13 protein-coding genes are annotated in these 11,810 nt (G+C 68.1%); 10 read left to right on the top strand and 3 right to left on the bottom strand.

The window, feature by feature from the left end:
• Nucleotides 1-599, bottom strand: a 599-nt coding sequence (cofD, locus tag A5782_RS22055; protein WP_067104216.1) for a 2-phospho-L-lactate transferase, incomplete at its 3' end; no start/stop codon positions are given.
• A gap of 378 nt (nt 600-977) precedes the next feature.
• On the opposite strand from cofD, the gene A5782_RS22050 reads away from it, so the two are divergent.
• On the top strand, nt 978-1,316 hold the full coding sequence (locus A5782_RS22050; RefSeq protein WP_067104215.1) for a WhiB family transcriptional regulator: 339 nt from the start codon (nt 978-980) through the stop codon (nt 1,314-1,316).
• A gap of 45 nt (nt 1,317-1,361) precedes the next feature.
• On the opposite strand, the gene A5782_RS22045 is transcribed toward A5782_RS22050, so the two are convergent.
• On the bottom strand, nt 1,362-1,784 hold the full coding sequence (locus A5782_RS22045) for a metallopeptidase family protein (protein ID WP_065029840.1): 423 nt from the start codon (nt 1,782-1,784) through the stop codon (nt 1,362-1,364).
• Nucleotides 1,785-1,985: 201 nt separating this feature from the next.
• Between A5782_RS22045 and A5782_RS22040 the strand changes: the two genes are divergently transcribed.
• The 4 genes from A5782_RS22040 (at nt 1,986) to manA (ending at nt 6,266) form a co-directional block, all read left to right on the top strand.
• Nucleotides 1,986-2,435: a DUF3499 domain-containing protein gene (locus A5782_RS22040; protein ID WP_197694306.1), complete on the top strand. Its 450-nt coding sequence runs from the start codon at nt 1,986-1,988 to the stop codon at nt 2,433-2,435.
• Nucleotides 2,436-2,527: 92 nt separating this feature from the next.
• A complete protein-coding gene (locus A5782_RS22035; RefSeq protein WP_067104213.1) occupies nt 2,528-3,934 on the top strand; it encodes a phosphomannomutase/phosphoglucomutase in 1,407 nt (468 codons plus the stop codon).
• A complete protein-coding gene (locus A5782_RS22030) occupies nt 3,931-5,031 on the top strand; it encodes a TobH protein (protein WP_067104212.1) in 1,101 nt (366 codons plus the stop codon). The genes A5782_RS22035 and A5782_RS22030 overlap by 4 nt, the downstream gene beginning before the upstream one ends.
• Nucleotides 5,032-5,039: 8 nt before the next feature.
• Complete coding sequence (gene manA, locus A5782_RS22025) at nt 5,040-6,266, top strand: mannose-6-phosphate isomerase, class I (protein WP_067104211.1); 1,227 nt, start codon at nt 5,040-5,042, stop codon at nt 6,264-6,266.
• Here manA and A5782_RS22020 read toward each other — a convergent pair.
• Nucleotides 6,244-7,668, bottom strand: coding sequence for an NAD(P)/FAD-dependent oxidoreductase (locus A5782_RS22020; RefSeq protein ID WP_067104210.1), 1,425 nt, complete (start codon nt 7,666-7,668; stop codon nt 6,244-6,246). The two genes, manA and A5782_RS22020, sit on opposite strands and share 23 nt — an antisense overlap.
• A 63-nt stretch (nt 7,669-7,731) precedes the next feature.
• Here A5782_RS22020 and A5782_RS22015 point away from each other — a divergent pair, with 63 nt between their 5' ends.
• The 5 genes from A5782_RS22015 (at nt 7,732) to A5782_RS21995 (ending at nt 11,619) form a co-directional block, all read left to right on the top strand.
• Entirely contained in the window at nt 7,732-9,255 is a 1,524-nt protein-coding gene (locus A5782_RS22015; protein WP_067104209.1) for an amino acid permease, read from the top strand.
• A 96-nt stretch (nt 9,256-9,351) separates the two neighbouring features.
• Nucleotides 9,352-10,614, top strand: a complete 1,263-nt coding sequence (locus A5782_RS22010; RefSeq protein ID WP_067104208.1) for an alkane 1-monooxygenase — start codon at nt 9,352-9,354, stop codon at nt 10,612-10,614.
• On the top strand, nt 10,611-10,790 hold the full coding sequence (locus tag A5782_RS22005) for a rubredoxin (protein WP_067104207.1): 180 nt from the start codon (nt 10,611-10,613) through the stop codon (nt 10,788-10,790). Before A5782_RS22010 ends, A5782_RS22005 begins: the two co-directional genes overlap by 4 nt.
• Nucleotides 10,787-10,972, top strand: a complete 186-nt coding sequence (locus A5782_RS22000; RefSeq protein ID WP_067104206.1) for a rubredoxin — start codon at nt 10,787-10,789, stop codon at nt 10,970-10,972. Before A5782_RS22005 ends, A5782_RS22000 begins: the two co-directional genes overlap by 4 nt.
• A 50-nt stretch (nt 10,973-11,022) precedes the next feature.
• Nucleotides 11,023-11,619: a TetR family transcriptional regulator gene (locus A5782_RS21995; RefSeq protein ID WP_082943052.1), complete on the top strand. Its 597-nt coding sequence runs from the start codon at nt 11,023-11,025 to the stop codon at nt 11,617-11,619.
• The last annotated feature ends 191 nt before the right edge of the window (nt 11,620-11,810 follow it).

The following is an 11,810-nucleotide window of genomic DNA, read 5'->3' as shown; positions in this document are numbered from 1 at the left end:
TCAGTTGTGGCGGCCGCCTTTTCGGCGCCCACGAAGGCGAAGCTGTGCGTGGGCACCCGGGCCCGGTAGCGCACCCACCACTCCTGGAAATGGATGGCCCGCCGGTTGCCGTCGGCGGGATCGGTTATCACCACGTGTGTCTCGCAGCGGTCGTCGCTGGCCGGCAGCAGCCGCGCGCCGGGTTGCCATCGGTCGCACAGCGCGGTGGTGATCTGCGACAGGGGGTAGCCGGCGTTGAGCATTTGGGTGCGCACCAGGTGGGTGCCCAGGTCGCGGTCGCCGAGTCCGAACCAGTCCGGCTGCACCCCGTAGCGCGCCAATTCCTCTTTGGCGTGCCAGGTTTCGTCCCGGTGCCCCCACCCTCGTTCCGGATCTACACCTCCACCTAAGGTGTACATGCAGGTGTCCAAATCGGGGCAGACTCGCAGTCCGTGGATCCAGGCGTCATCGCCAATGTTGACGATCGCCGTCAGCTCGTGACTGCCGGGTTCCGTGTCCGGACGCCGTTGCGTTTGAAATTGACCCAGCCCGAACAGCTGTTGAACCCCCAGCAGGAAGCGGGCGCCGCCAACCCCACCGACCAGAACGGTGACCTTCACATTGCACGACAGTACTGCCCGGCGACCGTGCAGTGGCGGGCCCATCGGGGCTGCCTCAAAGTTGAGCTTCCCCACCGCTTGTGGGGAAGATGGGGGCCCTGTGATCGACACGCCGAAGGCTCAAAACAACAGAAACGCCGAAATTCGATCACGAGATGGTATGGAAATGCGCCGTAATGCTTGACCCGGCAGATCAACCCGTGTCTAATCACATCAGTGTCATTTCCCGGTTGGCCGGCCGACTCCGGTGTCGCAGACCGAGATTCGATCACTTGTTCGAATTGTCTGTACATCAGAACAGGGAAACCAATCACTCTCTCTCTCAATCAAGCTGAGGAGGCGGACGACCGTATGTCTTACGAAACGTTTCGAGGCGCAATGACAAGCACGCCGCACACCGACATCGACCTGGCACTGGACCGCCCCGCTCGGCCGCATTTGACCGTGGTCCCTGATGCCCCAATCGCATTCGAGCCCGACCCCATGCCGGAGCCCGCGGCCGACCAGTGGCAGGACCGGGCGCTGTGCGCCCAGACCGACCCCGAGGCTTTCTTCCCGGAAAAGGGTGGCTCCACCCGCGAGGCGAAGAAGATCTGCCTGGGTTGCGAGGTGCGGCATGAGTGCCTCGAGTACGCCCTCGAGCATGACGAGCGCTTCGGTATCTGGGGCGGTTTGTCCGAACGCGAGCGCCGGCGCCTCAAGCGCGGCATAATCTGACGCACACGCGGCGCAACGCGCGCTCAGTGCGGCATGTAACGAAAGTTATTCGTCGTCGATCGTCGGATCGATGACCGACGGCTCGACGTCGAGGTAGATGGCGACCTGGGCCACCAGGATTTCGTGCAGCAAGTCGCCGAGTTCGACGGTGTCTTTGGCCCGTCGTTCAATTGGCTTGCGGAACAACACAATTCGCGCCCGCGTGGAGTTGCCGCGGATGTCGACGCCGGCCGGGATCAAGCGCGCCAGCGGGATCGGCCCATCGGCGATCACCTCGGGTGGCCACTGCACGCTGTCAGGATCCTTGGCCGAGATCCGCGGTATCTCGTCGACCGCCACGTCCAGTTCGGCCAGCCGATCCTGCCAGCTCCGCTCGATGGGTTCGTAGGCCTCCAGCACCGCCATGTCGAAGCGCTCGGCACGGCTGCGCCACCCCGGCACGGTCGGGGGCAACAGGGGGCCGCGCATGTCGCGGCCGCGGCGGAAGGGTCGGCGGGTAGCGGTTCGGCGCGAAGCCGATCCGTCGGAAAACCGATCTCCTCGCGGGGAGCTGCGCGAATCGCCGCGGGATTCACTCATTGGGCCGATGGTAACGGTTGCACATCGAGGGCCCCGGAGTTGCGCGTGTCCGGCGCTTCGGCGGCGTTTGCGCACGATAGCCTTTCGATCGTGAACGTTCCCCGTCGCTGTTGCCGGCCCGGGTGCCCGCACTACGCCGTGGCGACCCTGACGTTCGTCTATTCGGACTCGACGGCAGTCGTCGGTCCGTTGGCGACCGTGCGGGAACCGCATTCGTGGGATTTGTGCGTCAACCATGCCGGCCGGATCACCGCTCCCCGCGGGTGGGAGCTGGTGCGCCATGCCGGACCCCTCTTTTCTGAGCCCGCCCACCCTGACGAGGACGACCTGGTCGCCCTCGCCGACGCGGTGCGCGAGGGCGGCGATCGCGGCGTGCCCTACTCCGGCGCGGTGACTCCGGTGCACGGCTTCGCCGATTCGCACCTCCATCACGGCGGCGCCCAGGCCACCGCGCCCAGCAGCAGCGTGCTGGCGCCGCCCGAGCATCGGTCCGGACGGCGCCGCGGACACCTGCGCGTGTTGCCCGACCCCAGCGACTAGCCGGACGCGAAATCCGCACGCACCGCGGCGGCTCCAGCTCTCCGCGGCCCGATAGGCTGACGGCCAAGAGTTCACGTCGTCAGGAGTCCCGCATGTCTCGGCCCGCCGCGACTGTCCACCGTGTCGTCAAGGCTTACGACGTGCGTGGGCTGGTCGGCGAAGAGCTCGACGAGCCCTTGGTCACCGATCTGGGCGCGGCCTTCGCCAAACTCATGCGCGCCGAAGGTGCCCGCCGGGTCGTGATCGGCCACGACATGCGCGACAGTTCGCCCACCCTGGCCGCCGCGTTCGCCGCCGGGGTGACCGGCCAGGGACTGGACGTGGTGCGCATCGGCCTGGCGTCCACCGATCAGCTCTACTTCGCCTCCGGGCTGCTGGACTGCCCCGGTGCCATGTTCACCGCAAGCCACAACCCGGCGGCCTACAACGGCATCAAGCTGTGCCGGGCGGGGGCCAAACCGGTCGGCGCCGAGACCGGGCTGCGCCTCATCGCCGACGACGTGATCGCCGGCGTCGACGGCTACGACGGGCAACCCGGAACCGTCGGCGATCGCGACGTGCTGGCCGACTACGGGCAGTTCCTGCGGTCGCTGGTGGACACCTCCACGCTGCGCCCGCTGCGGGTGGCCGTGGATGCCGGCAACGGCATGGCCGGTCTGACCACGCCGGCCGTGCTCGGGCCGATCGGCGCGATCACGTTGGCGCCGTTGTACTTCGAGCTCGACGGCTCGTTCCCCCATCACGAGGCCAACCCGCTCGACCCCGCCAACCTGGTGGACCTGCAGGCCTATGTGCGCGAGACCGGCGCCGACATCGGGCTGGCCTTCGACGGGGACGCCGATCGCTGCTTCGTCGTCGACGAATGCGGCAACCCCGTGTCGCCGTCGACGGTGACCAGCCTGGTGGCGGCCCGCGAGCTGGGCCGCGAGATCGGCGCGACGATCATCCACAACGTGATCACCTCGCGCGCGGTGCCCGAACTGGTCGCCGAACGCGGCGGCACGCCGTTGCGGTCCCGGGTGGGGCACTCCTATATCAAGGCGCTGATGGCCGACACCGGCGCGATTTTCGGCGGGGAACATTCGGCGCACTACTACTTCCGCGACTTCTGGGGCGCCGACTCCGGAATGCTGGCGGCGCTGTATGTGCTGGCCGCCCTCGGCGAGCAGGACCGCCCGCTGTCGGAGTTGACCGCGGACTACCAGCGCTACGAATCGTCCGGCGAAATCAACTTCACGGTGGCCGACGCCGGGCAATGCACCGAAGCGGTGCTGAAGTCGTTCGGCACCCGGATCCACTCCCTCGATCACGTGGACGGGGTGACCGCCGACCTGGGCGACGGCAGCTGGTTCAACCTGCGCAGCTCCAACACCGAGCCGTTGCTGCGGCTGAACGTGGAGGCGCGCACGGCCGAGGACGTTGCCGCGGTGGTCGCCCAGATCAGTGCCGAAATCACCGCCGCCCCGGCTACCGGTGCGGGCGTGAAGGCCGCACCGTGAACCCCACCCGTGCGATCGATCTCGAGGACACCGAAGGCCTGCTGACCGCCGACCGCGACGGCCTGCTGCGGGCCGCGTCGTCGGCCGGTGCCCAGGTGCGGGCGATCGCGACCGCGGTAACGGAGGATGCGCTGGACCCGCTGCGGGCCGACGACCGTCCGCGCAGCATCGTCTGGGTGGGCGGGCGCGGCACCGCCGAGACCGCCGGGACGATGCTGGCCGCGACTCTGGGGGGAGCGGCGTCGCAGCCCTTCACTCTCGTCGGTGAGGTACCGCCGTGGGTGGGCCCGCTCGACGTGCTGATCGTCGCGGGCGGCGATCCCGGCGATCCCGCGCTGGCCGCCGCCGCAGCGACCGGGCTGCGCCGGGGTGCCCGGGTGGTGGTGGCAGCGCCGTATGAGGGCCCATTGCGCGACGCCACCGCCGGGCGCGCGGCCGTGCTGGCGCCCCGGCTGTGGGTCCCCGACGAATTCGGATTGTGCCGGTATCTGGCCGCCGGACTGGCCGTGGTGCACGCCGTGGACCCGCGACCTAACGTCGATCTGGGGATGCTCGCCGACGAGCTGGACGCCGAGGCGCTGCGCAACAGCGCCGGCCGCGAGCTGTTCACGAATCCGGCCAAGCTGCTGGCCGCCCGGGTCGCCGAACGTCAGGTGGCGCTGGCGGGCGACGGCGCCGCGACGCTGGCGCTGGCCCGGCACGGCAGCTCGGTGCTGCTGCGGGTCGCGAACCAGGTGACGCCGGCGACCGGGCTGGCGGACGCGCTGGTCGCCCTGCACGCCGCGGCGTCGGACGGTTTCGAGGAGCCCGACGCCGCCCTGTTTCACGACGAAGAGATCGACGGACCGCTGCCGGAGCGGTTGCGGGTGCTGGCCGTCGTGCTGGCCGCCGAGCAGGCGGGCGTGGCCGCCCGGACCGCAGGACTGGACAACGTGTACCTGCTCGCCGCCGAGGACGTGCCGGACGGGCCCGGCGGCTCGGCCGGCTACGGCGTTTCGCCGGCTCTGGGGGGACCCGGTAACCCCGAGCAGCAACTGGCAGTATTGGCCGTCCGGCTGGAGATGGCCGCGGTTTATATGCGACTGGTGCGGGGATAGATAACACAGTGGAACTGCTTCGCGGGGCCTTGAGAACATACGCCTGGGGTTCGCGTACCGCCATCGCCGAATTCACCGAGCGTCCGGTACCGGCTGCGCATCCCGAGGCCGAGCTCTGGTTCGGGGCGCACCCGGGCGATCCGGCCTGGCTGGAAACGGACAACGGCGAGATCACGTTGCTCGAGGCGCTGGTCGACGACCCGGAGGGACAGCTCGGACCGGTGTCCCGGGCGCGCTTCGGCGACGTGCTGCCTTTCCTGGTCAAGGTGCTGGCCGCCGACGAGCCGCTGTCCCTGCAGGCCCACCCCAGTGCCGCCCAGGCGGCCGAGGGCTACATGCGCGAGGAGCGGGTCGGCATTCCGCTGAATTCGCCGGTCCGCAACTACCGCGACACGTCGCACAAGCCCGAATTGCTGGTGGCGCTGCAGCCGTTCGAGGCGCTGGCCGGATTCCGTCAGGCCTCGCGCACCATCGAGCTGTTGCGGGCCCTGGCCGTCTCCGACCTGGACCCCTTCATCGACCTGCTGAACGACCAGTCCGACGCCGACGGTCTGCGCGCGCTGTTCACCACGTGGATCACCGCGCCGCAGCCCGACATCGACGTGCTGGTGACCGCCGTGCTGGACGGCGCCATCGCGTACCTCAGTTCGGGGGCAACCGAATTCGCGGCCGAGGCCAAGACGGTGCTCGAGCTCGGCGAACGCTATCCGGGTGACGCCGGGGTGCTGGCGGCGCTGTTGCTGAACCGCGTCACCCTGGCTCCGGGCGAGGCCATCTTCGTCTCCGCCGGAAATCTGCACACCTATTTGCGCGGCTTCGCGGTGGAGGTGATGGCCAACTCCGACAACGTGCTACGCGGCGGCCTGACCCCCAAGCACGTCGATGTGCCCGAGCTGCTGCGCGTGCTGGACTTCGCGCCCACCACCGAGGAGCAGCTGCGGCCGCACGTCCGCCGCGAAGGCTTCGGCCTGATCTATGAGACACCGACCGACGAGTTCGCCGTCGCGCTGCTGGAGCTCGACGACGAGTACGTCGGCCACGAGGTGGACGCGACGTGCAGCCACGACGGCCCGCAGATCCTGTTGTGCAGCCAGGGCGCCACGACGGTGCACGGCAAATCCGGCTCGCTGACGCTGAAACGGGGGATGGCCGCCTGGGTGGCGGCCGACGACGCCCCGATCCGGCTGGTCGCGCATGAACCCACCAAGCTGTTCAGGGCGACGGTCGGGCTGTGACGGCCCGTTCTTTGCCGGCCCGCCGCGCCTCGCGCCGCTCGCCCAGCCACAGTCGCAGGTTGTGCGCCATGGCCCGGCCGACGATCCGCGGCGGCGGAACCATATAGAGGCTGTCCAGTAGGGAGAAGCGCCGCAAGAACCATTCCGCCAGAACGGGTTCGGTCTCGGCGGCGCCCAGGAACTGGTCGAACAGCGCACCCGAGGGCCGCCACCACCACGGGATCGGCCCCTTGGTGCCGGCATGGTGGAACGTGACGTCGCCGATCGCGTTCATGGTCCACACCGGGAAGGTGCTCTTGGCGGTGGCCCGGTTCAGCGCGGCGGCAACCTGATCGTCGGGCAATTGCAGCGCCCGGCGCAGATGACCGGCCTGCAGCGAGGTCATCGTCATGCCCTGCCCGAAGGTGGGATTGAAGCTGGCCACCGCGTCACCGAAGGCGAGGATGCCCGCCGGCAGGCGCTCCAGCTTGTCGTAGCGCCGCCACTTGCTGGCCGGAAAGGCGTGAAACGCCGGCTCGCCCAGCGGCTCGGCGCGCGTCAGCGCGGCGTTGAAGTGGGCCGGAAGCAGCCGCCGCGCGAGCTCCAGCATGTCTGGGAAGGTCTTCGGCGGTTTGGCGTTTGCCACGCCGAACGTGGTGAGGACCCAGGTGCCGTCCTCGTAGCACAGCATGCCCAGCCCCAGCGACTGGTCGTGGGAGGCACCGGCGACCACCACCTTCTCCGCGATGAGCCCGTCGGGGATGCGGAACTGCTGGGTCGCGTAATGGATGCCGATGTCCATCTCCTGTTCGACCGGACGCTGGAATCCCCATTGCGTCAACCACACCGGCAGGCGGGTGCCGCGGCCGGCCGCGTCGACGACCAGGTTCGCCGCCACGAACTCCTGGTCGTTGCTTTCGGTATCGGCCGGATCCAGCAGCACACCGGTCACCCGTTGTCGCGCCCGGTCGAACCGCGCCTCGGCCACCGAGCGCCGCGCCACCGTGACGTTGTCGATGTCGTGGACCCGTTTGCGCAACTGCCATTCCAGGTGCGGGCGGCTGGGCACATAGGCGGTGAACTCGTCGCGCAGCGTGTGCCCGGTGCCCAGCACGTGGCCCGCGGCACCCAGGTGGATGCAGTCGGGCCGGTTCTCCAGTTTGGGCACGCCGGCGGCCACCATGTCGTCCAGCAGGCCGGGGAACAGGTCCTCGAATTCCATCGCCCCGCGCGCCATCAGCATGTGCAGGTGCCGGTCTTGGGGCACCGTCGCCCGGCTCGCCGGTGCGGCCGGCAGCTCGTCGCGCTCGTACACGGTCACCCGCGAATACGAATCGGAAAGCACCCGCGCCGCGCACAGGCCCGCGATGCTGCCCCCGATGACGACGGCATGGTCGCGCACCGTTGCTGTGCTGTCCGGCATTGGCGGAGAGTACCCAGTACTGTGACGGACCAATGGCTCCCAGTGTTGGGAAAGGGCGAATGCATGGCCAGTCGATGGCGGACCAAGTCGATCGAGCAGTCAATCGCCGATACCGACGATCCGGATACCAAGCTGCGCAAGGACTTGACCTGGCGGGACCTGGTCGTGTTCGGCGTCGCGGTGGTGATCGGCGCGGGCATCTTCACGGTCACCGCGTCGACGACCGGCGACATCACGGGCCCGGCCATCTGGGTGTCGTTCGTGATCGCGGCGGGCACCTGCGCGCTGGCCGCGCTGTGCTACGCCGAATTCGCCTCGATGCTCCCGGTGGCCGGTAGCGCCTATACCTTCTCTTACGCCACCTTCGGGGAGTTCCTGGCCTGGATCATCGGCTGGAACCTGCTGCTGGAATTGGCGATCGGTGCCGCCGTGGTGGCCAAGGGCTGGTCGAGCTATCTGGGGACGGTGTTCGGATTCGGCGGTGGTACGGCCACAGTCGGCGGTGCCCAGGTCGACTGGGGTGCGCTGGTGATCGTCGCGGGGGTGGCGACCCTCATCGCGTTGGGCACCAAGTTGTCGTCTCGGTTCTCCGCGGTGGTCACCGCCATCAAGGTGTCGGTGGTGATCTTCGTCGTGGTGGTCGGCGCCTTCTACATCAAGCGTGGCAACTATTCGCCGTTCATCCCCAAGCCGGAAGCCGGTGGCGAGGCCAAGGGCATCGACCAGTCCGTCTTGTCGTTGCTGACCGGCGCGCACAGCAGCCACTACGGCTGGTACGGCGTCCTGGCGGGGGCGTCCATCGTGTTCTTCGCGTTCATCGGGTTCGACATCGTCGCCACCATGGCCGAGGAGACCAAGAATCCGCAGCGCGACGTGCCGAGGGGAATCCTGGCGTCGCTGGGCATCGTGACCCTGCTCTACGTCGCCGTGGCCATCGTGCTGTCCGGCATGGTGTCCTACACCCAACTCAAGACCGTCCGGGGCCACGGGCAGGCGAATCTGGCCACCGCCTTCACCGCGAACGGCATCCACTGGGCGAGCAAGATCATCTCCATCGGCGCGCTGGCGGGGCTGACCACCGTGGTGATGGTGCTGATGCTCGGCCAGTGCCGGGTCTTGTTCGCGATGGCGCGCGACGGGCTGTTGCCGCGGTCGCTGGCCAAGACGGGTTCGCGGGGCACCCCGGTGCGCATCACCGTGCTGGTCGCCCTGGTGGTGGCGGTGACCGCGTCGGTGTTTCCCATCACCAAGCTCGAGGAGATGGTGAACGTCGGAACCCTTTTCGCCTTCGTCCTGGTCTCGGCCGGCGTGATGGTCCTGCGCCGTACCCGGCCGGACCTGGAACGTGGTTTCAAGGCGCCGTGGGTTCCGCTGCTGCCGATCACGTCGATCGCCGCGTGTCTGTGGCTGATGCTCAACCTCACCGCCTTGACCTGGGTCCGGTTTGGCGTGTGGCTGGTGGTGGGCACCGCGATCTACGCCGGGTACGGCTACTGGCACTCGGCGCAGGGCCGGCGGGAGGAAACCGCGGCCGAGGCCGAGCCCAGTGACGAGCTCGAGACCGATCCGCACAGTCCCGTGCCCTGATCGCTTTACAAAACTACAATGTTTGTCTAGACAGAAGACGCAAACGGCGGTATTGTCCAACCTCAACGTGGTGTGACTCACAAGGAGGTTTGGCATATGACCACATTCGAGCCGCAACTGAGCCAGGAATCCGACCCGCTCGTCTGGCGGGACAAGAAGCGCCGCCTGTGGCTGATGGGCCTGATCGCCCCGACGGCGCTGTTCGTGATCTTGCCGCTCGTATGGGGCCTGAACCGGCTGGGCTGGCACACCGCCGCGCAGGTGCCGCTGTGGATCGGGCCGATCCTGCTCTGGGTCCTGTTGCCGATTCTCGACCTGCGTTTCGGGCCCGACGGGCAGAACCCGCCCGACGAGGTCATGGAGCGGCTGGAGAACGACAAGTACTACCGCTACTGCACCTACGTCTACATTCCGTTTCAGTACCTCAGCGTGATCTTCGGCGCCTACCTGTTCACCGCCTCGGACCTGAGCTGGCTGGGCTTCCCGTCCGGTTCCGACGGCGGCCTGGGCTGGGCGGGCAAGCTCGGGCTGGCGCTGTCGATCGGCGTGCTCGGTGGCGTCGGCATCAACACCGCTCACGAGATGGGCCACAAGAAGGACTCGCTGGAGCGCTGGCTGTCCAAGATCACCCTGGCGCAGACCTGCTACGGGCACTTCTACATCGAGCACAACCGCGGCCACCACGTGCGCGTCGCCACCCCGGAGGACCCGGCGTCGGCGCGCTTCGGCGAGACCTTCTGGGAGTTCTTGCCGCGCAGCGTATTCGGCAGCCTGCGCTCGTCGCTGCGGCTGGAGGCGCAACGGATCCGCCGGCAGGGCGCCAGCCCCTGGCACCCCAAGACGTATTTGTCCAACGACGTCCTCAACGCCTGGTTGATTTCGGTGGTGCTGTGGGGCACGCTGATCGCGATCTTCGGCCCTGCGCTGATCCCCTTCGTGATCGTCCAGGCGATCTTCGGCTTCAGCCTGCTGGAGTCGGTCAACTACCTGGAGCACTACGGCCTGCTGCGGCAGCAGAACTCGAGCGGCCGCTACGAGCGGTGCACCCCGGCGCACAGCTGGAACTCCGACCACGTGGTGACCAACTTGTTCCTGTACCACCTGCAGCGGCACAGCGATCACCACGCGAACCCGACCCGCAGGTATCAGACGCTGCGCAGCATGACGGGTGCGCCCAACCTGCCGAGCGGGTACGCCTCGATGATCTCCCTCACCTACTTCCCGCCGCTGTGGCGCAAGGTGATGGACCACCGGGTGCTCGCGCACTACGACGGCGACATCACCCGGGTCAATGTGGCGCCCAGACTGCGCAAGAAGCTGCTGGCGCGCTACGGGGCCACCCAGGCGGGCGTGGCATGACCGCCTATCGCTGCCCCGGCTGCGGCTACACCTACGACGAAGCGAAAGGCGCACCGCGGGAAGGCTTTCGGCCGGGCACGTCGTTCGCTGACATCCCCGAAGACTGGTGCTGCCCCGATTGTGCGGTGCGCGAGAAGGCCGATTTCACCGAGATCCGAGAAGGAGTGAACCAGTGAGCGACGACTTCAAGCTCTTCATCTGTGTGCAGTGCGGATTCGAGTACGACGAGGCCAAGGGCTGGCCGGAGGACGGCATCGCCCCCGGCACCCGCTGGGACGACATCCCCGAGGACTGGAGCTGCCCGGATTGCGGCGCGGCGAAGACCGACTTCGAGATGGTGGAGATCGCCCGCTCGTGACCGCCGGCGACGATGCAGCGAGAGCCGCTATTGTCGCGCCTGTGAAGCGGATGCCGTACGCCGAGGCGTCGCGCGCCCTGCTGCGCGACTCGGTGCTCGACGCGATGCGGGACCTGCTGTTGACCCGGGACTGGTCGGCGATCACCCTGTCCGACGTCGCCCGCGCCGCGGGCATCAGCCGGCAGACCATCTACAACGAGTTCGGCTCCCGCCAGGGCCTGGCGCAGGGATACGGCCTGCGCCTGGCCGACCGGCTCGTCGACGCCGTCAACGCCGCGCTGGGAGCCAACGTCGGCGACATCTACCAGGCGTTTCTGCAGGGTTTCCGCGACCTGTTCACCGAGCTGTCGGCGGACCCCCTGGTGATCTCGCTGCTCACCGGCGTGGCCAAGCCGGACCTGCTGCAGATCATCACCACCGACAGCGCCCCCATCATCACCCGCGCCTCCGAACGGCTGACCTCGGCGCTGACGCACAGCTGGGTGGCCACCAGCGACGAGGACGCCGGTGTGCTGGCGCGGGCCATCGTGCGGCTGGCGCTGAGTTACGTGTCGATGCCGCCCGAGGCCAATCACGATGTGGCGGCCGACCTGGCCCGGTTGATGACGCCGTTCGCCGAGCGTCACGGCGTCGTCAACGTTCCCTGAGCCCTTCCCTGATCCGTGGCGCGCGGCCACCCGCGACTACAGTGGCGCAAGAACATACCTAAGCTAATTACCGCTTGGATCCGAGCGAGCCGGAAAAGGAAGAAACACCGTTATGACGACGACCGAAAATGCACTGTCCCCTGAGGTTCGAAACGGCATCGATTTCAAGGTGGCCGATTTGTCGTTGGCGG

The organism is Mycobacterium sp. 852002-40037_SCH5390672, assembly GCF_001665875.1.
Lineage (GTDB): Bacteria > Actinomycetota > Actinomycetes > Mycobacteriales > Mycobacteriaceae > Mycobacterium.
This window is presented reverse-complemented; position numbering and strand designations above follow the sequence as displayed.

What these genes read in the sequence shown, in the direction of transcription:
- A5782_RS22050 (WP_067104215.1), top strand. Translation starts at nt 978, where the DNA reads ATGACAAGCACGCCGCACACCGACATCGACCTGGCACTGGACCGCCCC.
- A5782_RS22045 (WP_065029840.1), bottom strand. Translation starts at nt 1,784, where the DNA reads ATGCGCGGCCCCCTGTTGCCCCCGACCGTGCCGGGGTGGCGCAGCCGT.
- A5782_RS22035 (WP_067104213.1), top strand. Translation starts at nt 2,528, where the DNA reads ATGTCTCGGCCCGCCGCGACTGTCCACCGTGTCGTCAAGGCTTACGAC.
- A5782_RS22020 (WP_067104210.1), bottom strand. Translation starts at nt 7,668, where the DNA reads ATGCCGGACAGCACAGCAACGGTGCGCGACCATGCCGTCGTCATCGGG.
- A5782_RS22015 (WP_067104209.1), top strand. Translation starts at nt 7,732, where the DNA reads ATGGCCAGTCGATGGCGGACCAAGTCGATCGAGCAGTCAATCGCCGAT.
- A5782_RS22010 (WP_067104208.1), top strand. Translation starts at nt 9,352, where the DNA reads ATGACCACATTCGAGCCGCAACTGAGCCAGGAATCCGACCCGCTCGTC.
- A5782_RS22005 (WP_067104207.1), top strand. Translation starts at nt 10,611, where the DNA reads ATGACCGCCTATCGCTGCCCCGGCTGCGGCTACACCTACGACGAAGCG.
- A5782_RS21995 (WP_082943052.1), top strand. Translation starts at nt 11,023, where the DNA reads ATGCCGTACGCCGAGGCGTCGCGCGCCCTGCTGCGCGACTCGGTGCTC.